Annotated in this window: 16 protein-coding genes and 3 pseudogenes; 9 read left to right on the forward strand and 10 right to left on the reverse strand. The window is 44.3% G+C overall.

Annotation, left to right across the window (positions count from 1 at the left end):
* Window positions 1–3 precede the first annotated feature (3 nt).
* Entirely contained in the window at window positions 4–1,440 is a 1,437-nt protein-coding gene (locus Bovatus_RS09780; protein ID WP_004296734.1) for a calcineurin-like phosphoesterase C-terminal domain-containing protein, read from the forward strand.
* A gap of 121 nt (window positions 1,441–1,561) precedes the next feature.
* Here the strand turns inward: Bovatus_RS09780 and Bovatus_RS09785 are convergent.
* A pseudogene (locus Bovatus_RS09785) lies at window positions 1,562–2,005 on the reverse strand (Bcr/CflA family drug resistance efflux transporter); the annotation flags it as partial.
* A gap of 452 nt (window positions 2,006–2,457) precedes the next feature.
* On the opposite strand from Bovatus_RS09785, the gene Bovatus_RS09790 reads away from it, so the two are divergent.
* The 3 genes from Bovatus_RS09790 (at window position 2,458) to Bovatus_RS09800 (ending at window position 6,592) form a co-directional block, all read left to right on the forward strand.
* Window positions 2,458–3,777 (forward strand): TolC family protein, encoded by a 1,320-nt coding sequence (locus tag Bovatus_RS09790; protein ID WP_004296730.1) that lies wholly within the window; start codon window positions 2,458–2,460, stop codon window positions 3,775–3,777.
* A gap of 79 nt (window positions 3,778–3,856) precedes the next feature.
* The gene (locus Bovatus_RS09795; RefSeq protein WP_004296729.1) at window positions 3,857–4,891 is read left to right on the forward strand and encodes an HlyD family secretion protein; all 1,035 of its coding nucleotides are present in this window, start codon (window positions 3,857–3,859) and stop codon (window positions 4,889–4,891) included.
* An 87-nt stretch (window positions 4,892–4,978) separates the two neighbouring features.
* On the forward strand, window positions 4,979–6,592 hold the full coding sequence (locus Bovatus_RS09800; RefSeq protein ID WP_004296728.1) for a hypothetical protein: 1,614 nt from the start codon (window positions 4,979–4,981) through the stop codon (window positions 6,590–6,592).
* Between the two features lie 126 nt (window positions 6,593–6,718).
* Here Bovatus_RS09800 and Bovatus_RS09805 read toward each other — a convergent pair whose 3' ends face one another.
* The 3 genes and pseudogenes from Bovatus_RS09805 to Bovatus_RS09815 form a co-directional block, all read right to left on the reverse strand.
* Window positions 6,719–7,834: an acyltransferase family protein gene (locus Bovatus_RS09805; RefSeq protein WP_004296727.1), complete on the reverse strand. Its 1,116-nt coding sequence runs from the start codon at window positions 7,832–7,834 to the stop codon at window positions 6,719–6,721.
* Between the two features lie 21 nt (window positions 7,835–7,855).
* A complete protein-coding gene (locus Bovatus_RS09810) occupies window positions 7,856–9,484 on the reverse strand; it encodes a beta-N-acetylhexosaminidase (protein WP_004296726.1) in 1,629 nt (542 codons plus the stop codon).
* 20 nt (window positions 9,485–9,504) lie between these two features.
* Window positions 9,505–10,704 (reverse strand): annotated as a pseudogene (locus Bovatus_RS09815) (family 20 glycosylhydrolase); the annotation flags it as partial.
* Between the two features lie 76 nt (window positions 10,705–10,780).
* On the opposite strand from Bovatus_RS09815, the gene Bovatus_RS09820 reads away from it, so the two are divergent.
* The 3 genes from Bovatus_RS09820 (at window position 10,781) to tnpC (ending at window position 13,175) form a co-directional block, all read left to right on the forward strand.
* Entirely contained in the window at window positions 10,781–11,185 is a 405-nt protein-coding gene (locus Bovatus_RS09820; RefSeq protein WP_004296724.1) for a hypothetical protein, read from the forward strand.
* Window positions 11,173–11,523, forward strand: coding sequence for an IS66 family insertion sequence element accessory protein TnpB (gene tnpB, locus Bovatus_RS09825; protein ID WP_004296723.1), 351 nt, complete (start codon window positions 11,173–11,175; stop codon window positions 11,521–11,523). The genes Bovatus_RS09820 and tnpB overlap by 13 nt, the downstream gene beginning before the upstream one ends.
* 86 nt (window positions 11,524–11,609) lie before the next feature.
* Entirely contained in the window at window positions 11,610–13,175 is a 1,566-nt protein-coding gene (tnpC, locus tag Bovatus_RS09830) for an IS66 family transposase (protein WP_004296722.1), read from the forward strand.
* Between the two features lie 57 nt (window positions 13,176–13,232).
* Here the strand turns inward: tnpC and Bovatus_RS09835 are convergent.
* The 6 genes and pseudogenes from Bovatus_RS09835 to Bovatus_RS09860 all read right to left on the reverse strand — a co-directional run.
* Window positions 13,233–14,552 (reverse strand): annotated as a pseudogene (locus Bovatus_RS09835) (family 20 glycosylhydrolase); the annotation flags it as partial.
* A 38-nt stretch (window positions 14,553–14,590) separates the two neighbouring features.
* Window positions 14,591–15,973 (reverse strand): DUF5016 domain-containing protein, encoded by a 1,383-nt coding sequence (locus tag Bovatus_RS09840; protein ID WP_004297681.1) that lies wholly within the window; start codon window positions 15,971–15,973, stop codon window positions 14,591–14,593.
* A 33-nt stretch (window positions 15,974–16,006) separates the two neighbouring features.
* Window positions 16,007–17,482: a RagB/SusD family nutrient uptake outer membrane protein gene (locus Bovatus_RS09845; RefSeq protein ID WP_004297680.1), complete on the reverse strand. Its 1,476-nt coding sequence runs from the start codon at window positions 17,480–17,482 to the stop codon at window positions 16,007–16,009.
* A gap of 11 nt (window positions 17,483–17,493) precedes the next feature.
* Window positions 17,494–20,736, reverse strand: a complete 3,243-nt coding sequence (locus tag Bovatus_RS09850; RefSeq protein ID WP_004297679.1) for a TonB-dependent receptor — start codon at window positions 20,734–20,736, stop codon at window positions 17,494–17,496.
* A gap of 227 nt (window positions 20,737–20,963) precedes the next feature.
* Entirely contained in the window at window positions 20,964–21,959 is a 996-nt protein-coding gene (locus Bovatus_RS09855) for a FecR family protein (protein ID WP_004297677.1), read from the reverse strand.
* 97 nt (window positions 21,960–22,056) lie between these two features.
* Window positions 22,057–22,623 carry an RNA polymerase sigma factor gene (locus Bovatus_RS09860; protein ID WP_004297676.1) on the reverse strand — a complete coding sequence of 189 codons (567 nt, stop codon included), beginning with the start codon at window positions 22,621–22,623 and terminating at the stop codon, window positions 22,057–22,059.
* Between the two features lie 269 nt (window positions 22,624–22,892).
* Here Bovatus_RS09860 and Bovatus_RS09865 point away from each other — a divergent pair, with 269 nt between their 5' ends.
* Both Bovatus_RS09865 and Bovatus_RS25195 read left to right on the forward strand, forming a co-directional pair.
* Complete coding sequence (locus Bovatus_RS09865) at window positions 22,893–25,184, forward strand: NADP-dependent malic enzyme (protein ID WP_004297675.1); 2,292 nt, start codon at window positions 22,893–22,895, stop codon at window positions 25,182–25,184.
* Complete coding sequence (locus Bovatus_RS25195) at window positions 25,181–25,357, forward strand: hypothetical protein (protein ID WP_004297674.1); 177 nt, start codon at window positions 25,181–25,183, stop codon at window positions 25,355–25,357. The genes Bovatus_RS09865 and Bovatus_RS25195 overlap by 4 nt, the downstream gene beginning before the upstream one ends.
* The last annotated feature ends 141 nt before the right edge of the window (window positions 25,358–25,498 follow it).

A 25,498-nucleotide genomic window follows, 5' to 3' on the forward strand; every position in this document is an offset into this window, starting at 1 on the left:
GCAATGAAAAAGATCAATTTTAGAAAAACGCTGTTTGCAGCGGTTTTGCTTTTCCAGCTGAACGCTATTGCCGCCTTTGGTCAGACGGTGGTGAAAGGTAGTGTGAAAGATAATACAGGTAAACCCATCAGCGGTGTAGTGGTGACAGACGGGGCACATTTCAATACGACTGATGCAGAAGGAAATTATGTTCTGAACACTGATCCGACACGTTATCCAATGGTTTACATCTCTACTCCGGCAGCGTATGAGCTTCCTTCCAAAGAGGGGGTAGCCGATGGTTTCTATCAATATCTGGATGCCGGGAAAAGCGAGAACCAATATGACTTCGTATTGACTAAACGGCAGAAACCGGTGGATGAATTTGTCTACATCGTCCTTTCCGACCCGCAAGTGAGAAACGAAAAGCAACTGGACCGCTTCCGCACGGAAACAGTGCCCGACCTGAAACAGACTGCCGACTCACTAAAGAACTTCGAAATCGTCGGCATGGGACTGGGGGATCTGGTGTGGGATGCCATGAACCTGTACGCTCCTTACCGGCAAGCGGTGTCCAACTTGGGAATGACGATGTTCCAACTGATGGGAAACCACGACTTCAACCTGCTCTACAAATCTATAACGCAGACGGATCATCCGGCGGATGGTTATGGGGAACAGAATTATTATCAGTCATTCGGCCCGGCTAACTATTCATTCAATATCGGTAAAGTTCATGTGATAGCAATGAAGGATATTGATTACGACGGCAACAAGAAATACACGGAACGCTTCACGCCGGAAGATTTGGACTGGTTGAGAAAAGATTTAAGTTATGTGCCTAAAGGAAATATCGTGTTCCTGAACGTTCACGCTCCAGTAGCTAATAACACGGTAGCTGCGGGGGGAAATGCGCGCAACGCCAATGCGCTTTTCCAACTGTTGAGGCCTTACCAAGTACATATTTTCTCCGGACACACGCACTTTTATGAAAATCAGTTGCCCGCCCCTACCATTTACGAACATAATATCGGAGCGGCCTGCGGCGCATGGTGGGCAGGACACGTGAATCGTTGCGGAGCACCAAACGGTTATCTGGTGGTACAAGTGAAAGGTGATGATGTGAAATGGCGTTACAAGGCAACAGGGTGTTCGCCGGACTATCAGTTTCGGCTTTACCAACCGGGAGAGTTTGAAAGCCAGAAAGACTATGTGGTAGCCAATATCTGGGATTGGGACTGGACGTATACGGTAAACTGGTACGAGGATGGAGTGTTGAAAGGTGCTATGCAGGCTTTTGACGATGAGGATCAGGATTATATCAATATGGTAAAGGGAAAGAAAACGGGTTATCGCACACGTCATCTTTTCCGTGCACAGCCTTCTAAAGATGCAAAATCTGTCAAGGTGGTGGTTAAGAATCGTTTCGGGGAGATATTCACGGAAGAGATAAAACTGTAGTTTTATTTCAGTCTGTTTATACTGGTAGTAATTATAATTATGCTGGTAGTAAATTATAAAAGTCATGAGGGAGTTTAAGCTTTAACTTCCTCATGACTTTTATTTTTGAAACAATCTCACTTTAACGGAAAATCCGGCACATTGCTACTTTCATCGGTACTTTCCTCATCGCCCATAGTGCACAAAGCAGGGAACAGATGGCGCAGACCACAAATGTAACTCCGGTAGATACAAGGATATTTCCCAAGCCGACCAACGGAGAAACAATACCTCCGGAAGCAAAACAGAGTGCTCCCAACAGGGCGGAAGCTGCTCCGGCGTAACGGCGTTCGCTATCCATCGCCAAGGTGGTGGAGGAAGTAAAGGTCAGTCCCATTGTGAAAAGTAATGCGAACATCAGCAGTTCATAGGTCCAGAAGCCGCATCCGTTATACAAGGCAATCATCACACAGACGGACAGACACAACATACCGATGCATCCGGTCAGCGTCCCAGTTTCAGGTTGGCGGAATTTCACGGAGATAGCTGCTGCCACCCCGATAGCTACCGCATTCACCGCGAAGCAAGCTTCACCTTACGGTACATATTATATCGCATCTTTACTTCAGGAGTGGTTGTGCTTCTTTCTATTCTTTCTCCTATTTGATATGCTAGCTGCCATTCGTTAAAAAACATTATATTTGAGCCTATATAGGGTTACAACTTACTTGTTTTTTTTCATAATTTTGCAAACCAAAAATAGAAAAATAGGTATCAAGATGAAACTAAGATATTATCAAATCGCCATTCGTTACAAGAACAAAATGCATGACTTTCACGGTTGGGGTGTAGCAGCGCAGATTTGATAACCCTCCTATTTTCACTACAGAGAACGCCAGAGGACACAGCGTTCAAATAATCTTCATTAACTTGTGTCAACTGACATATTTCAAAAGAAAAAAACTCTGTGTTACTCTGTATTATTCCGTGGTGAAGAAAATTCAAAATTCTACTATTAATTAAATTTCTTTTCACTTTATGAGCAAAAAAAGATGGCTCATAGTGCCGCTATGTGCCGTGCTATGCAGTCAGGGACTGTTTGCCCAGACGCTTGACAGGAGAGTGTTGGGCATTGACGAAATGTTCCGTCTGGCAGACGAGAACAGTCAGAGTATTCAAACGTATAAAACCGGAAAGGAAGCAGCCGATGAAGCTTTGAAGGCTGCCAAGTCACAACGTTTGCCGGACATAGGTGCCTCACTCTCATTTAGTTACCTGGGCGACGGATATATATGGGACCGTGACTTCAAAAACGGGCAGAATATCCCTATGCCACACTTCGGCAATAACTTTGCGTTGGAAGCGCAACAAGTGATTTACGCCGGAGGAGCCATCAACAGCAGTATTACTCTGGCTGAACTCGGTCAGCAAATGGCTGCATTGGACTGGCAGAAGAACCGTCAGGAAATCCGCTTTCTCCTGACCGGCTATTACCTGGATTTATACAAGTTGAATAACCAGCTGCAAGTGTTACAGAAGAATCTGGATTTGACGGAACAGGTGATCCGCAACATGGAATCACGCCGCACACAGGGAACGGCCTTAAAAAATGACATCACCCGCTATGAGCTACAGAAAGAGACGCTGAAACTGCAACTGGCAAAGGTGCAGGATGCCCGCAAAATAATGAATCACCAACTGGTGACTACCTTACATCTGCCTGCCGGAACAGAAATCGTTCCCGATTCTACCTTGCTGAACGAGGAAGTGACAGCATTAGCCGAAAACGACTGGCAAATGATGGCCAGTCAAAGCAATGTCGGACTGCAACAAGCCCAGCTGGCTATGAAAATGAACGAGCAGAAAGTGAAATTGGAACGCTCGGAACTGCTTCCGAAAATTGCACTTGTGGCCGGTGAACATTTAGATGGTCCTATCACCATTGAAGTCCCGGTGCTCGACAATAACTTCAATTACTGGTATGTGGGGGTCGGTATCAAATACAATCTTTCTTCTTTATTTAAAAACAACAAGAAAGTGCGCCAGGCAAAACTGAACGTCTGCAGAGCACAGGAGGAATATTCACTGGCACAGGAACAAATAGAAAACGGTGTACAGGCGAACTACGTCAACTTTCTCACCTCTTTCACAGACCTGCGTACACAGGAGAAAAGCGTGGAACTTGCCGACCAGAACTATAACGTAACCAGCAACCGTTATAAAAACGACCTTGCCCTGCTCACCGATATGCTCGATGCCAGCAATATGAAACTAAGTGCCGACCTCGGTCTGGTCAATGCGCGTATTAACTTGATATACAGTTATTACAAAATGAAATATATCACACACACTCTCTAACAGAGAAGTAATGACTTATCAAAAAGAATCCAATTTATAACAGAATCAAATTCTCATCTCTCTTAAAATAGAACAGATTATGATAGCTAGAAAAACCCAGAAGATAATATACAACATTGTAATTATCTGTTTACTTATCGGTGGTGTCACTTATGTTTGTTCCCGGTTTATCCACTTGGGAAATATCGAATATACGGATAATGCGCAGGTGAAACAACATATCACACCGATCAATACCCGTGTACCGGGATTCATCAAGAAAATCTACTTTGACGAGTATCAGCAAGTGCGCAAAGGCGACACGCTTCTTATCATCGAAGATGCGGAATTCCGTCTCCGTGTGGCACAGGCAGAAGCGGATTTGGCGAATGCCACCGCAGGACGCCAGGCCACTACCATCGGTATCGCCACTACGCAAAACAATTTAAGTGTGAGCGACGCAAGTATTGAAGAAGTACGTGTACAGATGGAAAATGCCAAACGGGAACTGAACCGTTTTGAGAAACTGTTGCAGGAAGACGCAGTGACGAAACAGCAATATGACAACGTACATACAGCATACGAAGCTGCCAAAGCCCGTTATGAACAGGTGTCACGGGCTAAAATGTCTACTTCTCTAGTGAAAAGTGAGCAGACTCATCGCCTGGGACAGAATGAAGCAGGTGTCCGCCTGGCAGAAGCTGCGTTGGAACTTGCCCGTCTGAATCTCTCTTATACAGTCATCATTGCTCCGTGTGACGGCACGACAGGAAAGAAAGAAATCCTGGAAGGGCAACTGGTGCAACCGGGACAGACTATAGTTGATATCGTAGACAGCAGTGATTTGTGGGTAATCGCCAATTACCGCGAAACCCAGCTTCCGAATATCAAAGAAGGTGCAGAAGTGGAAATAACCGCAGACGCCGTGCCGAACGTCACATTCAAAGGAGTAGTAGAATCCATCTCCGATGCAACAGGAGCCGCCTTCTCAATGATTCCGCAAGACAACGCCACCGGAAACTTCGTGAAAGTGGAGCAACGTATTCCCGTACGTATCAGTCTGAAAGGAAACAAACCGGAAGATTTGAAACGTATGCGTGCCGGTTTTAACGTGGAATGTGAAGTGAAGTATTAACCGCTTTAACCCTTTATCGTTTTAATCATTGTTTTAATTATCAATTGCTTTAATTTTTTAATTTTCAATTCTTAATTTTCAATTCTTATGAGTGCTCCTGTTCTGAACGGTCCTTTTGTTTTGCCGATGTTCCGCAGTTTCGTGCCGCGGAAGATGCAACCGTGGATTTATCTTTTCATAGCCGTCACCTTCCAACTTTCGGGAGGTGTCTATTTGGGTGCATTGAATCAGATGATCGGCAGCATGTCACTGATGCGGGAGGATATTTTAATGTGCATGTATGCCAACCTGGCCGGTATGGCGATCTACTTTCCGTTACTGTTCCGCATGAAGTTTCGTTTTACCAATAAAACCCTGCTTACATCGGCCGCACTGGGAGTATTACTCTGCAACCTGATAGCACCGCATATCACCTTTCTCCCTCTATTGTGGTTGGTCTGCTTCATCGAAGGTATGTGCAAAATACAGGGAACTTTCGAGTGTATGTCAAACATTCAGCTGTGGATGACTCCTAAACGGGAGTTCACCGTTTTCTTTCCCTGGCTTCATATTGTTATTTTGGGAAGCATCCAGCTATCCGACCTGATTACGACCCGTTTGATGTATCATTATCACTGGACATACATGAACCTGTTCGTTGCCGGTCTGATGCTGATTGTCTTATTGATACAGTTCACTTGTGTGAAGCATTTCCGGTTCATGCGCAAATTTCCTCTGTTTGGTATCGACTGGCTGGGCGGGATACTATGGGCTGCCTTATTAGCGGAAATCGCCTTCCTCTTCAACTACGGAGACTGGTACGACTGGTGGAACAGCCCGGTCATCCGCCAACTGACCATCGTGATTTTCATCACTTTAGGAATTTGTATTTGGCGCATGATGACCATTCGACACCCATTTCTCGAACCAAAGATGTGGACGTACCGCCATTTTTTGCCTTTATTGGGATTAGTCACTTTAGTGGAAGCGTTCCTCGCCACGGAGCACGTGCTGGAGGAAGTCTTTTACGAGGAAGTAATGAAATATGAAGAACTGGTCAGTTCCCAACTCGATTGGCTTGCCATTGTCGGTATCGTATGCGGTTGTGTGTTTTCGTATTGGTGGATGCACGTCAAGCAGTATAATTATGTACGCCTGGTCATTGTCGGCTTTATCGGGTTGATCGGTTACCTGATCGGTTTCTACCTGACTTTATCCACCGACATCCATATTTCACAGCTTTACCTGCCGACCGTATGTCGGGGCTTCGCTTATGCCGTATTGAGTGCTACTTTTATGGTGTGTCTGGAGGAAATTATGACTTTCCAGCATTTCTTCCAGGGATTAAGTGTGTTCAATATGCTGCACATGGTAGTAGGCGGCGTAGTGGGAGCCGCAGTCTATGCACAGGGATTGGCGTATTATGTTCCCGACAATCTGGCCCGTTACGGTTCAGCCATCGATCATGTAGCTTTCAGCAGTAGTCCGTTCAATCTGGGTCACTATATGGAAGAGTTTATCAGTCAGATGATGGAGATAAGCATCAAGCAGATTTACGGCTGGGTGGCTTATGCCTGCATTTTCCTCTTCCTATTGTTATTGCTCTACGATTTCCCGGTTCGACGCTCATTAAAAAGTATGCCAAGCTGGAAAGAGGTGGCAAGGGAGGTGAAAAATACGTTCTGGCGGACAACACACATGCCGTCGGAGAAAGAAAAATAGGAAGACTGTTTACCTGTATATTTATTGAACTGATAATCAATAGAGTTTATGCCACCCGGCTACGAAAACAAACTGCCGTAGCTATCCGGCATAAACTCTACCTTTTTCTAACTAGTCACTTACCTTCTATATCTTTATAAATAGTTGCTTTTTGTACAGCCCCCATACAATCAGATAATTGAATCCGATAAACAGAAGGGCGTAAATCAGAGAGGCCAGATGAGCATCGGGAAGAACGCTCCAAATAGAAGTGTAAATCTTCTCCTGCAAGCTACTCTCCCCAACTGTAATTACCTCCAGCAAAGTAGCTAACACACCGGCCACTATATAAATAAACAATGGATTCGTACCAAAAACATGGAAAGGATATCCCCATTTCTGCTTTTTACGAATATCAATCAGCCAGGTGAGAAACACAAGCAACAAGGAAGCAAAACCACAAGTCACCAGCACAAAAGTCGGACTCCATACTTTCTTATTCAACGGACAGCCGTAACTCAACAACCATCCTGCAAACAAAAGAGCAATACCCAGTATGGAGATCTGCAACAGCCGGTGATGGATTTCAGTCTTCTCCCGCAAAATATTTCCGCAGAAATAACCGATAATCACTTGCGCAATGCACGGCAAGGTACTCAACAGGCCTTCCGGGTCGAAAAAGATACGCCCGCCATCCGGCAACCACTCCCGATACAAATGGGCTTCTCCGAATAGTGTGCGATCTGTAACGGCAATAATATTCTGTTCGGAAAGTTCAAATCCGTGTCCCAAAGCCAGCAAGATGGAATAACCTGCCAGAATGATCCCGGAGATCCATGCCAGATTTGCCGGACGCCGGACACCCACAATCAGCAAGGAACCAAAGAAATAAGCCAATGCCAACCGCTGCAACACTCCCAGAATACGTATGTGCGAGAAAGGTTGTTCTACTCCTGTGCACACCAACGAGAACCAGGAAAGAAAAAGTCCCAACAAAAACAAGATCACCGTGCGCCGTACCAGTTTGATGATAAAACCGCGACTGAAATGATGATCGAACCGGGATAAGGCAAAACTCATGGAAACGCCCATTATAAACATGAAGAACGGGAAGACCAAATCAGTCGGAGTCAGTCCGTTCCATTCGGCATGTCGCAAGGGTGCGTAAATGGATTCCCATGTTCCGGGGTTGTTCACCAAAATCATTCCGACAATGGTGATTCCCCGGAGTATATCTAATGAAAGTAAACGTTCTGATTTCATATTGTTCTTAGTGTACCGGGATTAAAGAAATCCCGGTTTGGTGAAATAGAATCCATTCGCATTCAACCATTTAACATGCCATTTCAGGCGATTGGTAAAATCAATCCAGTTACGGCTACTTCCCCACGCCAACTCCGAAAATGCTTGAAGAGAGGGAAACACGTGCTGGCCAAACTTCCGTTCATTAGGAATCATCTCCGTCCATACACAAGCCTGGAAGCCTAATACATTTTGCTTCACGATGCCGGGAAACTGGGGTTCGAACTCGAAGTTATACAAAGAGCTTAATCCTTCGTCTGAAGGCGTTGCACTCAAATAGAAACGGGACCATTCCATGAATATAATCGGATAACCTTTCTGGGTAATCTTTCCCGGCTGATCGGGCAGCCAGTCTCGCCAATAAGTATAAATCAAATCCTGTGGCTCTTTTTCAAGAAAAGCATCGTCCCATCCCATCACTTTCTTGCCTTTACCCTTCACATAGTTCGTCATAATCTTCACAAAACGGTTTTGCAGTTCATCCACTTTCTGATAACCTTCCTGCTGCATCAATCGCTGACAAACTTCACACTGTTCCCAGTTATCTTTCTCCACTTCATCTGCTCCGATATGGAAATATTCCGAAGGGAAAATCTCGACCATCTCATCAATGATGGACTGCACGAACTGATAGTTCTCCGGACGCGAGGGACAGATAGGATAAGAGAATTCTTCTCCCCATCCGGCTTCTCCCGTGCACGACAACTCGGGATAGACTTTGATAGCCGCCGAGAAATGACCTGGCATGTCAATTTCGGGTACAATATCGATCCCTCTTTCCAACGCATAACTTACCAAACCTTTCATCTCTTCCTGCGTATAATGACCACCATATTGAGAACCGTTTCTCACGAAACGGGGATCTATCTCATAGTTATAATCCTGTTGGGAAAGTTCTACGCATCTCTTGTCATATTCGTCAAAGTCGCGCCAGCTGCCTTCCTGCGTCAGCAACGGATATTTTTTCACTTCAATGCGCCAACCCTGATCGTCCGTCAGATGCAAGTGAAGCTTGTTTATCTTGTAGAAAGACAAACAGTCTATCACCTTTTTCAGATAATCAACCGTAAACATGTGGCGGACTACATCGATATGAAATCCGCGCCAATCATATTTGGGAGCATCTTTTATATCGACCATCGGAAGATATTTAGCACTTCCGGAAGTGAAGAAATTTGCTTGTTCGAGCGCTTGTCTCAATGTCTGGATTCCCCAGAGAAGTCCGGTTTCCGTTGAATAATAAACGCAGGCTCCCTCTTTGGTAACGGTGAGCCGGTAAGCCTCTTTTGCCAAATCCGATTCCTGTTTCACACGGATAAAGGCACGATCGTTGGAGGCATCACTGACGGAAAGAGAAAGTTTCTCTTCCAGGGTGGATTTCAACAGTTGCGACGTGGAAGCCGGAATGTTCTGGCTGACTGTTACATTCTGCGGGAGAGAGACAACCGATTCTTTATAATCGACTCTTTCCGGCAAAGGCATCACCGACAGGCGGGTGGGCACTCGCTCCGGGTAGTTCGCGTTATCATTATCATTGCACGACAACGATGTGATCGCACCTATTCCCAACAAGAATAATATTCCGGTTCTTTTTATCTTATCATAGTTCATAACTTATCTACTTTTGTGGATTAATCTACTTTGAGAGTGCTTGTTACACTCTCTTTATTTAAATAAAACAGTTTCGCTTTCACAACGGAAGCATCACAGGCTACGGGAGCTTTCCAAAGTTCCGAACGAAGGGTCGGTTCCGTGCCATCGGTCGTATAGCGTATTTCACCTCCCCGGATAGGGGTACTGGCATGGAGTTGCCCTTCTTTGATGCAAAGTCCGGGATGAGGTAAACGGAAATTGATACTTCGGGACGCCCAGTGAGGCATTTCTTTCTCACTCACTTTGGAGTAGAACAGGCCCAGTTCTTTATTGAAAGCCTGACGTTCTTTCTCTCCTGTTAAAGTGCTCCAGGCGGGAAAAGCGTTCCAACCGCGTTCCACCAATCCGAGGATTTTGGGGAAGGTGTAATATTCCACCCATTCAAAATCACGGATGGTTTCAGCAAATAATTGTGCCTGCACTCCCTGGATATGTTCCTTTCCGGAAGCGGTCAAAGTCGTTTTTCCCTTTCCTGCGATGTCCGGATCGACCGGATTGCCTGCCATATCGGTACGCGAAGAACGATAAATGCTATATGGAAGCATGGAGAAACCTTTGGACTCGTCAACATATCCCGCCCACGAGAGACCTCTTTCGTCGGGATGAGCGTCATAGGCCAAATCCAGATAAAAATTGTTCACGTTGCAGAGAATCACCGGATATCCTTTGTTGGCTATCTGGTAAGGTATTTCATCCGCTTCCCATTCAGGAACCGTATTCCAGCAATACACTCCTGCTGCAAGTTGGTTCAAATGCCGATCGGTTGCTTCCGGATGTCCCAACGCTACTTCCTGCCAGCCGCTGAATTGCAAATGATGTTGTTGCAGATAGTCTGCCATCTTCGTAATATAGTATTCAGACAGTTCGTGGGCACTTGTCATCCCGTTTTCATCCATAAACGTCCGGCAGACAGGAGAACCCATCCAGGCTCCTTCGGGTACTTCATCGCCACCTAAATGAATCGTAGTCAAAGGTACCTCCGCTTCCTCATACATGGCTATCAACTCACGAATCACTTTTTCCATAAACCGGTATGTAGAAGGCAATGCTACATTCATGACATTATCCGTATAAGACTGCGCGGAAACATAACGGGAAGTGTCCTGTGCGTCACTTAATAAATATTCGTTGGCCTTTTCAGGGGCAGTATTCACATACTTATGATAGCGCGCTTTCATGTAAGCGTCTCCGCGATTCTATCTTGTCGCCCTTTTTTCATTCTTATATTTTTGCTATGTATAAAAATGAAGCATTATGGATTTAGCAGAAAATCGATTTGGAAAAACTTGGAAACATTTCCTTGAAGCATTGAAAGTAGACTACAATTGTTCTTTAGCCGATGTTTGCCGCGATCAGCATACCACTTTTGGTGGTATGAGTTCCTGGATGTCCAGACGGGGCTATAGCGTTAAACAAGCCAAGGCAGATGTGGTCCGTGATTATTATGGCGGCGTTGAACCCTCCCAACCGACAACTTCCTCTCCTTCATTCACTCAAATAGCACCCGCCATGTTGTCGGAAGAAGAGTTTAGTCTTGCCGGGATCACAATCACCTTTAACAGTGGAACCACCATTTCGGTCAAACGGGCCACACCCGGTGGTGTTATTAAAATGTTGCGCGATTACGAAAGAAAGGAGGGAGATCCATGTATTCTCTAACATCAGCCAATCGATACTATCTGTACCAGGGCTTTGTTCGTATGAACCTTGGCATTGACGGTTTATTCAAAATTATACGATCGGAAATGAAGGACTTGTCTCCCGTTTCCGGAGATATCTTTTTATTCTTTGGTAAAAACCGACAAAGTGTAAAAATACTGCGTTGGGATGGCGATGGCTTTCTTCTGTACTACAAGCGCCTCGAAGGTGGAAGTTTTGAGTTACCGACATTTAACCCCAATACAGGTAATTACGAGATTTCTTATCAGGTTTTGTCTTTTATCTTAAATGGAGTGTCATTAAAGTCTGTACGGTTGAGAAAGCGTTTTAGGATCTAATTCAACATTCTGATTATTAGATATTTGCGCTAAAGATATCATCCGGTTTATTTGGCCAATTCGTTGATTTTTTATATCTTTATGCCATGAAAAAGGATGAGATCATAGAGTTATTGAAGGAACAAATCAAGGGATTACGAGATGACAACAACAGACTCTTGGACCAAATAGATGCTTTGATAAAGGAGGTTTCTTCCCTTAAAGAGGCACTCCTTCAAAAAGGCGAATCTCTTAGCAAGCAACAGCGCCTTACTAAGGGACTCGCCAAACTTGTATCCAACACATCCGAACAGCAACAGGCTCCCCAATCTGCCATATCCGAAGAGGAGCGACAGAAGATAGAAGCGGAAAAAGCAGATAAGCGTAAAGCAAGAAAGAACAATGGGGCCAAACGTGACATGCATTATGAGATGGAGGAAGAAGAACATGTCGTTTATCCCGATGATCCCGATTTTGACATCAATAAGGCCCGGTTGTTTACCACTGTTCCCAGAATATGCGTCCGCTATGAATGTGTACCCATGCGCTTCATCAAGCATGTCTACAAGATACACACCTATACGCAAGAAGGTCGCCTGTTTGAGGGAAAAACACCGGCTTCGGCCTTCTTGAATTCCAGCTATGACGGTTCATTTATTGCCGGATTGATGGAATTACGTTATATACAATCGCTACCTGTTGAAAGAATCATCAACTACTTCGAGAGTCATGGCTTTACGCTGAAGAAACCTACGGCTCATAAGTTGATAGAGAAAGCCTCAAACCTCTTCGAAAATCTTTATAAGTGCATCCGGCAGACAGCTTTGAGTGATCCTTATAAGGCAGCCGATGAAACCTATTACAAAATACTCGTCCCAGAAAAGAACAGCAAGGGAAAAGGAGTCAGGAAGGGATACCTTTGGGTGGTTGTCGGCATAAACACCAGGATGATATACTTGCTCTATGATGACGGCTCCCGGTCTGAAAGAGTTATTCTTAACGAATTAGGCAGTTGCAAAGGTATCATACAAAGCGATGGTTACTCACCTTACCGGAAGCTCGAAAGCGATGCTTATCCCAATATCACACGCATCCCGTGCTTGCAACATATAAAACGGAAATTTATAGATTGCGGTGAGAAGGAGCCGGATGCAAAAAGAATCGTGGAGCTGATAAACGCACTTTATCAAAACGAGCATAAGCATAAAGTTGGGGTTGAGGGATGGACGGTAGAACAGAATCTTATGCATCGAAAAAAGTATGCGCCGGACATACTCGGAGAAATAAAAGATGTGCTTGATGAAATAGAAGAACGGGGGGATTTATTACCTAAGAGCGAACTGCAGGAAGCCATTACCTATCTTCGCAATGAGTGGAATGCAGTGGTGGACATCTTTAATTATGGTGACACTTATCTGGACAACAATATGGTTGAACGGATGAACCGGTACATATCCTTATCTAGAAAAAACTCATTGTTCTTCGGCAGCCATAAGGGGGCCGAACGAGGCGCCATACTCTATACGATAGCACTCACTTGTAGGATGCATAAAGTGAATCTATTTGAGTATCTCACGGATGTGATAAACAGAACAGCCGAATGGCAACCGAACACACCAATTGAAAAATACAGGGAACTGCTTCCTGACAGATGGGAAAAGGCTAATGACTAAAAAGGGATCATTAGCCTTTTTATTTTAATACACTATATAGAATCGCGGAGACGCTTACGCTTTCATGGACACGATTGCCGCACGGGCATGTCCCGGAGACTCAATCTCCGGAATCACACGCACATGTCTTTGAGCTGCATAACGCAATAAATCGATAAATTCTTCACGGGTGTAATATCCGTTGCCGGAGGTAGCTGCAGACGGATCATAGTTGCCATCGTAGCCCGGATATAAACATTCCAGTTCATCCGTGGTATGTCCCCGGCGTGCGCCAACCGAGGTCAATTCTTCCAAGCCGGGAATCTCCAGACGCCAGCCTTCATCATCCGAAAAATGGAAATGCAGTACGTTCAGTTTATAAGAAGATATTACATCTACCAGCTTTTTCAGATGTTCAACAGTCGTAAAGTTCCTGGCAATATCGAGCATTTGCCCGCGATACGGCAAGTCGGGATAATCGCGGATGGAGAGAGCTTCCAAACGAAACGGCTTTTCCTGACCTTTCAACAGGGAGAGCAAGGTTTGCGTCCCATTGAAAATGCCATGTGAAGTGGAAGCTGAAATATTTATCAGCCCGTTTCCCGTATCAATCCGATAATATTCGCCGTTCACTGCTGTTTCCCGTTCCGGCAAATAATCCAGATGAACTGTTACCGGTGCTTCGGATACAACTTCCAGGCCATGGATGGTTGCCAGCTTTTCTTTCAGTAATTCAGCTTCGTTGGCAAAATCGGGATGGAAAGTCAGTTTTACTTTATTTTCTATAGCAAAACCCTCTTTGCCGGTAGCCGGCACCGCTTCTTTCACTGACGGAAAAATATCAGTTTGCTGCAACTGGGCTGTAGTCTCCAACGCCAAATTCGAAGCATATATCTTATCAGGTGCGGGATACCAGTCTTCTGTCTCCATTCCTTTCAGCGGCTGTATGGTCAGTCCGACAGGCAAGGGAATACCTTGCTTACTGCCTGACTGACTCACCCAGTAAGTGCCTTCGGGAGCATGTGACATTTTTTTCAATCCGTTGGTACAACAGAATTTGACGGTCAACGAATCTCCCGGAGCCAGTGGTTGAAAATTTTCTGCCGGATACATCCGGAAGAAGTTCGCATTCACCACTTCCACTTTGACCGGAGCAGACTCTTCCTGCAGAATCTCACGAGGCAGCTGCGAATAATAGATGATCCAATCCTTTTCTAAAGGAACATCTGAGATGTTCTTCAGGACAAATGAATTCTCATAGTAACCGGGCTGTACTTCCACAGCTCCCATCTTCCAAGTCAATGACACGGGGGCTTTCGCCCCGTCAGTCGATTTACAACCGGAAATGACCAGCAGGAGGCACAGACTTCCCCATATTATATATAGCATATTTCTCATAGGCTTTCCTGTTTTTCTATATATCATTCTTTTAGGTATTAATCACTCAATCGTTCGATGTGCAAAGTTTCTTTGCCTACTCCCTGCGAGGCGTCGAAAGTCAGACGATAATAGCCGGGAACGAAACCGTCGCCACTCGTTATTCCATTGGAACCAGATAGTTCAATTCCATCCGTATCGCCGGACAATGAACCCTCTTGCAGTAGCATGCCTTTATCTTTATTCCATTGCAAATCGCTGTAAATTTCAATTTCGAAGGATTCCCATTCATGAGTGTTACTCAAATACACGGTGGTCTGGTATTTCTGTTCACCGATTGGCACAATATATCCTAACTGTGATATGTCTTCCAAATTCCAGCCTCCACTATTATATGCTTCATTCCAGACGGGTGCGCATGTAAATCCGTGTCCTACCAGCCAGAAGCAAGTGGGAGCCGTATCACCCATCCGTGCCACCCAGATATAATTATACTTAGAAGAATAATAGATCTCCCAGGTTCCTGATTTGCGCAAGAAGGTAAACTTGCCATTATTCGGATTATAGCTAAAGAAGTCGCGATTGTAAGCGTGTTCCACATCTTCAAATCCACTCATTTCGAACTCTTCCCCCTGCGTAAAGCTAATCTGTGCACGGAAAAATCCCTCACTGGCTATCAACTCGGTTTCTTTAATTTTCAGGTTCTTTTGGTAGCCGACTACTCCCAGTTCAAAAGTCATCACATTGAAAGTGATTTGTTCGACAAACCAATCCCGGTAATCAAAAGCAAAGCTAGGGCCCGACGCTTCAATAAGGACTGCCGTATTGCTTGCTTCGGCAGCTCCCCAAATCAGTTTTGCATCATCCAATGATACTGTGGTTGAGATCTTTCCGGATAGCTCCATCGGATAACCCTCTTCCGAATCGGAAACTTCCGTAAGGTACAGGTAAGGATTGTCCTCACTCCGGTTCATTTCTACCACCTCACCGTTATAGTGAAGATAAAGCACTTCGGGAATCTGCGGACGGGTTATATGGAAATCAAATGTTTGAGTGACTTCACTACCTTCCACATTAATGGCTGTCAGAATCACCTTCGCTTCCTGATTCTCTTCAAGTCCGGCTTCAAACGGGATATAAATCCCTTTTTCAACAATCGAGACATCAGTGCCTTTCGTACGGATCGACTGCGAACTGACCAAAGTTTCACCTGTCATCAATTTCACTTCCAGCGTAGACAAAGGAGTCTGCGGATCGTGAATCTTCACAGAAAAATAAAGAGAATCGGCAGCAGGTGTCTGATCGGTAGTTGAGAATTGCAGTTCCGATATTTCGGGACACGAATATGGATACGTCACCCGGCCATCTTCTTCGCTGCATGAAGCCAGCCAACAAACAGTCAGCCCCAGCAGCCATAAAAACAGATTATTGTGTTTCATCATTTTTTCTTTTAAAGTTTTACGTTCCTCTTTTCATTAATAGCCTTCATTTTGAGTCAGATTGGTGTTCTTATCTTTCTCTCCTTGAGGAATCGGCCACAACTGCCGAAAAGCCTGCAAACCTGCAAACAGCAATCTGCCGTCTTTGTCTTTATGCTTCTGCATCACTTCCAGCAAACGATTATTGCGTACCAGGTCGAACCAGCGCTGACCTTCCATATACAACTCTAATTGGCGTTCGTTCTCTACCGCCAGGCGTCCTCTGGCCTGCCCCATATTTTCATCTAAAGAAGAAGGAGCAAAACCGGCACGCTCTCTAATGCTGTTTACAATCCGGATGGCTTCCGGGGTGCGGTCCAACTCTACCAGTGCTTCGGCTTTCAACAGCAGTATATCTGCCAACCGCATCAAAATGATATTGGAAGTCTTCTCGCGAATCTTATAAGACAACGGGTAACTGTCTGCCGGCCAATAGGTATCATAAGGCACTGATTTCCAAAGAATACTGGATGCATAACGGGTATCTTTCTCTTTGTCAAATTTAGCAACCAGATCATGAGTAGGTGTACAATAACGTCGCCAGGTTACTGATCCGTCATCTTCTTTCAGCAATACCCAGTAAGCCCAGTTGGGTGCATCGGAGGTGTAATAGACTTCAAAGATGCTTTCTGAAGAAAATTTCTTATCGGGTTGCCACAACTCGTCAAAATTGCTGACCAGCGTATAGCCTTCTGCTATTACTTTGTCACAAGCCTCAACCACTTTGGTATAGTCGCGTGTTGATTTCTCCCCTCTCGTTGCTAACACTTTGGCACGTAAAGCATAGGCTGCTCCCTTGGTTGCCTGGAAAATTCCTTTATTCTTGCTTACCAGGTAACGAATGGTATTTTCTTCATTCAGGTCGTCCAGGATCTGGTCATATATTTTATCTGTGGCAGAACGTTCCGGATACATCACCGGATACCATTTATCGAGGTTTTCGGCTGTAATGGTCGGAATCAAATCCAGCACCATCGGGGCATCACCCCATAAACGGACAATATCAAAATACGCCCATGCCCGCAAGAACTTGGCTTCTGCAATAACACGATTACGTTCTTCTGCTACGGTAGAAGTAGGATCCATCATCTTCGTATTTTCAATCACACTGGTTGCAGTGCCCGCCATCGAATAATACTGTGACCAGACCAGTTCTACTTTATAATTGGTAGAGGTCAGTTTCAACAAATCAAACTCCTGTTCGGCCACACCATCTCCGCCGATATAACAATTATCGGACTGCACATCTCCAATAGTATAATTTTCCGACTGGAATATATCTGCTTTAAAACTCTCATACGCACCCTGCAACTCGGCCTGTGCATCTGCCAGACTTCCATATTTAGACTCCTGATCTTCCGTTCCGGTACCTTCCTGCATAAAATCCGATTGCGGTTTCTCATCTAGGAAACTACTGCATGAAACGACTAATGTACAGAGTACGACATACGCTAACTTTATTATGTTTTTCATTTTCGCAGCTATTAAAATTCAATATTCAAACCAAAAATTACCGCCCTCGATTGAGGATAAGTACCATAGTCCACCCCTTGAGCAACGGAGTCTCCGCCAAAAGCATTTACTTCAGGATCGTATCCTTTGTATTTAGTCAGTGTGAAGAGATTCTGTCCGGTGACGTAAGCCTGCAATCTGGACAGATGTATCTTATTCAACCATTTCTTAGGAAAATTATAGGATAAAGTGACTGTTTTCAGGCGCAGGTAAGATCCATCTTCTACAAAACGGGAGGAGTTATGATTATTCTCTGTATTACCAACGCGGGGGACATTGGTAATCATACCCGGTCGTTTCCAACGATCCAACACACGAACCGACTGGTTTCTAAAGTCTGTCATGCCTTCCATATCAATACGCGATGCATTAAAAATCTTATTGCCCTGACTTCCCTGCAAGAATACAGACAGGTCGAAACCGGCATACGAAAATGTATTCGTCATACCGTAAATGAACTTGGGCTGGGCATTTCCCAAAGTAGTGCGATCTTCCGGATCGATAAAACCGTTACCATTCAAGTCACGATAGATAATATCTCCGGTTTCCGGATCAACGCCTTCTGATATGTAACCAAAGAATGTGCCTAACGGAAGACCTTCTTTCAGGATGACGGCTTTCTCCTTGGATTCGTACATTTCAGCATAATAATAAACTTTATTCAAACCGAGCTTCGTCAGCTTATTCCGGTTGAAAGATATATTGAAATCGGTATTCCACTGAAAGTTACCTTTAAAATTCTGGGAAGAGAGAGTGAACTCCATACCTTTATTCACCATCTCACCGTCGTTTCTTGTCACACTGCTCGGCACCACATTCTCCGGCAGGCTGACTGTCAATAGTAAATCGGTGGTCTTTTTGTAGTAAGCATCAACCGAGAAGGATAAGCGGGAATCAAACATGGTCAGGTCGAGTCCCAGATTCCATTGGCTTGTTTTTTCCCAGGTCAGTTCTTTATTGGCTGCCGAGCCGGGTTTAATGGCAAGTCCCGGATATAAGTTTCCCTCCGAAACGGGCAGTTTACTGACGCTCATGGAAGCCATGTAAGCGTAGTTTCCAAAACCGCCTTGGTTACCATTCATACCCCATCCGGCACGTAATTTCAAGTCGGTAACAATGTCTTGCAAAGGTTGCATGAACTTTTCGCCTGAAATTCTCCAACCTGCAGAAACAGAAGGGAAAGTACCCCAACGATGTCCCGGGGCAAAACGAGAAGAACCGTCTGCACGGAAGTTAACCGTCAGCAAATAACGGCTGTCGTAATTGTAGGCTACACGACCCAGAAAAGAGGCCAGCGTCCATGCGGAAGCAGAAGAACCGCAAGCGTCCTTATCCAGTTGATTGGCGGCACTGATGGAATGAATATCGGGATAAGACTCTGCCAGGTCGAAACCTGCCATCCACGAACCGTTATATTGTGCACGCTGCTGGGTAGCCCCTCCCAAAATAGAAAGGTTATGTTTGTTGAATGAACAATCATAGGTCAGCAAATTTTCAAAAAGCCATTCGAAGTTTCGTGAGAAACTCTCTTCCACACGCCCTTTTGTACCCCGTCCGTCCGAAGTTGAAATCGGGTCCAGATAGTAGTCCCAATGTTCATTGGTCAGTTCAATGCCAAAAGTGGTTTTAAACTTCAGTCCTTTGAGTATGTCAACCGTGAAGCCGAGTGAGCCATTTATATGGTCTGTATTCGTGTTACTGTCTGCGGCATTGGCAGCCAGCGGATTCAGAATACGTGCACCGTAAGCCTGTTCATCATATTCGTTCGGATCATACGGATTCCGCTTCTGCATAAACGGAGGAGTATTCACAACGGATAAGATGGAACCGGCACGCAAAGAACTACGGCTTTCGTTCACCCATTGTCCGCCTGTATGCGAATATGCAAAATTGAGTGCCATCTTTAGCCATTTGGTCTGCTCACTATCCAGGTTTGCACGGAAATTATACCGATTGAAATGTGCTTTTTCCACGATACCCTGTTCGTCGGAATAACCTCCGGAAACAAAATATTGCAGTTTCTCGGTTCCATTTGCCACAGACAACTGATAGTTCTGATTGACACCCGTACCGAAGAATAAATCAGTCCAGTCCACATAGCGCGTTTCACTTTCGGGGATATTTGGGGCAACATCCGAAACTGCTTTCAAGTCTTTCATCAAGTCTTTATATTGTTCTGTATTCAACGCATCTATTTTTTTCCCTAATTTAGAGAAACCCACATAAGCACTCATTTTCACTTGTGGTGCACCGATCTTTCCTCTTTTAGTCGTAATCAACACTACTCCGTTTGCCGCACGTGCTCCGTAAATAGCTGCCGATGAGGCATCTTTCAGAATTTGCATGCTTTCAATATCATTCGGACTGATATTCGAAATGTCATCCGACGGCAAACCGTCCACCACATACAACGGTTCATTGGATGCCTGTACCGAAGTGGCTCCTCTCACCCGGATTGTCACTCCGGAACCCGGCATACCCGACGGCTGCACAACCTGAATACCGGCTGCCTTTCCCTGAATAGCCTGTGCAGCTGTCATAATCGGACGTTCTTCAATATCTGCCGTGGAAACGACAGATACCGCAGTCGTAATATCTTTCCGTTTCATAAAACCGTATCCCACTACGACTACCTCTTCCAGTACCTGCGAATCTTCGCTCAATGACACATTGTATATGTTCTGCTTATTGACCGTATGAGATTGGGAAACATAACCGATATAGGAGAAACTGATTTTTGCCCCCACAGGAGCTTCCAAAGAGAAACGACCGTCTATATCGGTAGCGGTTCCAATATTCTCTCCCTCCACTCTCACTGTGACACCAATCAAGGGTTCTCCCCTCCGGTCGGCCACAACACCGGTGATTGTTTTCTTATCGCCTTTCTGGGGGGCGTTCTGTTCACTTTTCAGAGTAAGCACCACTTGCTTACCCGATTCTATTTTATAACTAATAGATGATCCTTTGAAAACTTTTTCTAAAACCGCATCAATACTTTCATTACTCACTGTCAATGAAATTTTTTGATCTAATCCGGGAAGCTTATCCGTATAAAAAAAGCTGTAATCAGCCTTCTTTTCAATCACTCGTATCGTCTGGCGTATCGTCTGATTCTTCACAGAGAAAGTGATCTGCGCACTTGCCTCTTGAGACACAAACAACAAGATACAACTGAACATAACAAGCCTGAATATGATATGTAATTGTTTTCTCATTAGTAATTAGCTTTAAATTCTTTAAAATATAAGTCTGAAAATTAGACTTTTTATTATCTTTGTAAAATCGTGAAGCAAAAAGGATTCCCTTTCCCTTATCCGCATAAGGAAAATTTCTTTTTTACTATCATGTATAAACCGTATTTGATTTCGGGGTGGAATTATGCTGCTACATAATTCTACCCTCTTTATTTTATTATGAGGTGTCTTCCATAAATTGTCCTTTTTTAGTTAATACTACTTCCTATTCTCACCGTATCTCCTTCTAACTCATAGGTTAAAGGATAAGTAAGGCTTATAATGTAAAATACATTATGCAAGCTACTGTTCCGGATGGTTCCGGAAAATAGCACGTTCTTCAGTTTCTCGGAGTCAAACACGACTTTCACTCCGTACATCCGCTCCAGCGTAGTCGCGATCTCCGCTAAAGAGGATGAATTAAAAATCAACATATTGTTCCGCCAAAAGTCGATTTCACGCATATCCGAGATGGGCGATTTAGTAAATGTCTGCTTGTTCTTATGGTATTCTACCTTCTCCCCGGGTTTCAACAAGGTTACGTCCGTTTTATTAGAAACCTTGACGCTTCCTTCTGCCAGCAGTGTTGTGACAGAATGATCGTCACAATAGCCTTTCACATCAAAGGTGGTTCCCAACGCTTCTATCTCCAGATCATTGCAGCAGACGATAAAACGTTTATCTTTGTTTTTCGCCACTTCGAAATAGGCTTCTCCGTCCAAATAGATTTTCCGGTCGGATTTGTTGTACTCCGCATCATAAGAAAGATGAGTAGCCGAATTTAACCAGACTTTCGTTCCATCGGGCAAAGTCAGATTCGCTTTCTGTCCATAATCGACAGCCACCATGAAAGGGTCCTGTGACACCTTATTCATGTGTTCTACCCCAAAGTAAGTGGCCAGTCCCAAACAAACCGGTAATAAGATAGTGGCTGCCACCTTATATATAATAGGTTGCCAGCGCCGTTTCTTCGGAGATAGTATCTTGGGCTCATCCAGATTCCTCTGCAGATGGTTCCACATTTCTTCTTCCACTGTCTTATCGATTTCGACGGCTGCTTCTTTCCACATTTGCTCGCAAAGCAGATTAAACTCATTACGAATTCCGGGTTTACGAATCCATTCAATAAGTATCCTTCTTTCTTCAGAAGAGGCCTCCTTTTTGAAGAATTTTTCCAATAGTACTATGTAATCGTGTTGCTCCATAATTTTCCTGTTCTATTTATACTAGTCTTGAGAGACAGAAAAGGACTACAGAGAAATCGAAATAGTTCAGATATTAACTTTTATTAAAACTTCTATATTAGATATCATGTAAGAAGAGAGAGACTGAAAAGGCAATTATTCCCAGTTTGTCACGCAAGAAATCCAAAGAACGGTGTACCTGTGTGGCAACAGTCTTTTCCGAGATATTCAACTGGTCGGCTATCTCACGATAGTTCAACCCTGATTTCCAATAAAGCATAAAAACTTCCCGGCGCGCTGGAGGCAGTTCTTCTAAAAGTTTCAGGATATATTCTTCCAAAAACAAATAATCCAGTTCTTCATCTATCTCTACGGATTCGTCAGATGACTCATTCGCAAGCCTGTCTACATAATTTTGAAGCAGGAGTTCGCGTCTTACATAATGATATACCATGTTTTGGGATATTTTAAAAAGATAGCCGTCAAAATTCCCTTCCAGATCGATATTAAGCCGCTTCTCCCAGATATGGAGAAAAATATCTTGTGTGATATCTTTCGCCACCCCGGCATTGCTCACCATAGAAAGGACAAAATTATAAATGCGAGCATTGTATCCACGATACAATGCCTCAAAAGCATTTTTATTTCCTTCTTTCAATAATTGAAGTTGCTGGGTGGTAATCATTATAAAATAAGGTTAAATCATATATCGATTCAAAAATAGCGAAATAACTAAAGCCGACAACCAAAGCACTTGTTAAAATTTCAATAAATCAATATCATAGCATTTAAAAGGGAATAGAATACAAAAACACATCCTTGACATATCATATCATAAATTCAGCCATTTTGCTATAAAATTAATAGAAATTATTAATCAACAGCTACAATTTCGAACTTTTATTCCTACATTTGCGGTCAAATGATAACTTATTAACAAATTTCATAAATACCATGGCTAAAATAACGAAAGAAGCCGCTTTGCTCTATCATTCACAGGGCAAACCCGGTAAGATTGAGGTAGTGCCTACCAAACCTTACAGTACACAAACCGACTTATCACTCGCATATTCTCCCGGTGTAGCAGAACCTTGTCTCGAAATTGAGAAGAATCCGCAAGATGCGTATAAATATACGGCTAAAGGTAATCTGGTAGCCGTTATTTCCAACGGTACAGCCGTACTCGGACTGGGTGATATAGGTGCATTGAGCGGTAAACCTGTAATGGAAGGTAAAGGTCTGCTTTTCAAAATTTACGCGGGCATCGACGTTTTCGACATCGAAGTGGATGAAAAAGATCCAGAGAAATTTATTGCTGCAGTAAAGGCTATTGCTCCTACTTTCGGAGGTATCAACCTGGAAGACATCAAAGCTCCCGAATGTTTTGAAATCGAACGTCGCCTGAAAGAAGAACTGGATATACCTGTCATGCACGACGATCAGCACGGTACTGCTATTATCTCCAGTGCCGGTTTGGTGAATGCCCTGCAAGTGGCCGGAAAGAAAATCGAAGATGTAAAAATCGTTGTGAACGGTGCAGGTGCATCTGCCGTATCTTGTACTAAATTGTATGTGTCACTGGGTGCACGTCTCGAAAACATCGTCATGCTGGATAGTAAAGGCGTTATCAGCAAGGCGCGCACGGATCTGAACGAACAGAAAAGATTTTTTGCAACCGACCGCACGGATATTCACACGCTGGAAGAAGCAATCAAAGGTGCAGATGTATTCCTCGGCCTGTCGAAAGGAAATGTGTTAAGCCAGGATATGGTGCGCAGCATGGCTCCGATGCCGATTGTGTTCGCATTGGCTAACCCGACACCGGAAATCTCTTACGAAGATGCCATGGCAGCACGTCCTGACGTACTGATGGCTACCGGACGTTCTGACTATCCGAACCAGATTAATAATGTAATCGGTTTCCCGTATATCTTCCGCGGTGCTTTGGATACTCACGCTAAAGCTATCAACGAAGAAATGAAGATTGCAGCCGTACACGCTATCGCTAATCTGGCAAAACAGCCGGTACCCGATGTAGTTAATGCGGCATACCACGTGAACAACCTCTCTTTCGGTGCGGAATACTTTATCCCGAAACCGGTAGATCCACGCCTCATCACCGAAGTTTCCTGCGCAGTGGCAAAAGCTGCTATGGAAAGCGGAGTGGCCCGCACTGAAATTAAAGACTGGGATGCTTACTGTGTTCACCTGCGCGAATTGATGGGTTATGAATCCAAACTGACCCGTCAGCTGTATGATACAGCCCGCCGTTCACCGCAACGTGTCGTATTTGCCGAAGGTATCCATCCGAATATGCTGAAAGCTGCCGTTGAAGCGAAAGCCGAAGGTATCTGTCATCCTATCTTATTAGGAAATGACGAGGCTATCGGAAAACTGGCAGAAGAAATGGATCTTAGCCTGGAAGGTATTGAAATCGTCAATCTCCGTCACCCGGACGAATCGGAACGCCGCGAACGTTACTCACGCATTCTTGCAGAAAAACGTGCACGCGAAGGCTTTACTTATGAAGAAGCCAACGATAAAATGTTCGAACGCAACTACTTCGGTATGATGATGGTGGAAACAGGAGATGCGGATGCTTTCATCACCGGACTTTATACAAGATATAGCAATACGATCAAAGTGGCCAAAGAAGTAATCGGTATCCAACCGGGCTTCAAACACTTCGGAACAATGCATATCCTGAACTCCAAGAAAGGTACTTACTTCCTGGCAGACACACTGATTAACCGCCACCCGGATACGGAAACATTGATTGACATCGCTAAATTGTCTGATAAAACAGTTCGCTTCTTCAATCACACGCCGGTTATCTCAATGTTGTCATACTCCAACTTCGGTGCTGATACTGCAGGTAGCCCTGTGAAAGTGCACGAAGCTGTTGCCCACATGCAGGAAGAATATCCGGAACTGGCTATTGACGGTGAAATGCAGGTAAACTTTGCCATGAACCGCGAATTGCGTGATATCAAATATCCGTTTACCCGCCTGAAAGGAAAAGATGTAAATACATTGATTTTCCCGAACTTGAGTTCAGCAAACGCCGGTTACAAACTGTTGCAGGCAATGGACCCGGATACGGAATTCATCGGCCCTATCCAGATGGGATTGAACAAACCTATTCATTTCACCGATTTCGAAAGCTCTGTCCGCGACATTGTCAATATCACAGCTGTAGCCGTGATCGACGCCATCGTTGACAAAAAGAAAAGAGGAGGTAAATGAAACGTCCGTTATCCAAATCACAAATAGTTTGCATCAGCCTGCTTTGGTTGGCGCTTTGCTATCTAGTTCTGACAAAAGCCGAACGAATTGACGGGATGACGGTGGTAATGCTTGGCATTTCGGCAGCATTAGTATTTATTCCTGTCTATAAGTCGATCAAAAAGAACAAATAAATATCTTTTTTCCTATTTTTAATGCGATAAAATATCAAATTTGATGTTTTATCGCATTTTTCTTTATAAAATGTTTGCTAGTTCAATTTTTATCTTTACTTTTGCAACCGAAAATAAATATCCGATGTACCCATACGCAGA

It is taken from the genome of Bacteroides ovatus (assembly GCF_001314995.1).
GTDB lineage: Bacteria > Bacteroidota > Bacteroidia > Bacteroidales > Bacteroidaceae > Bacteroides > Bacteroides ovatus.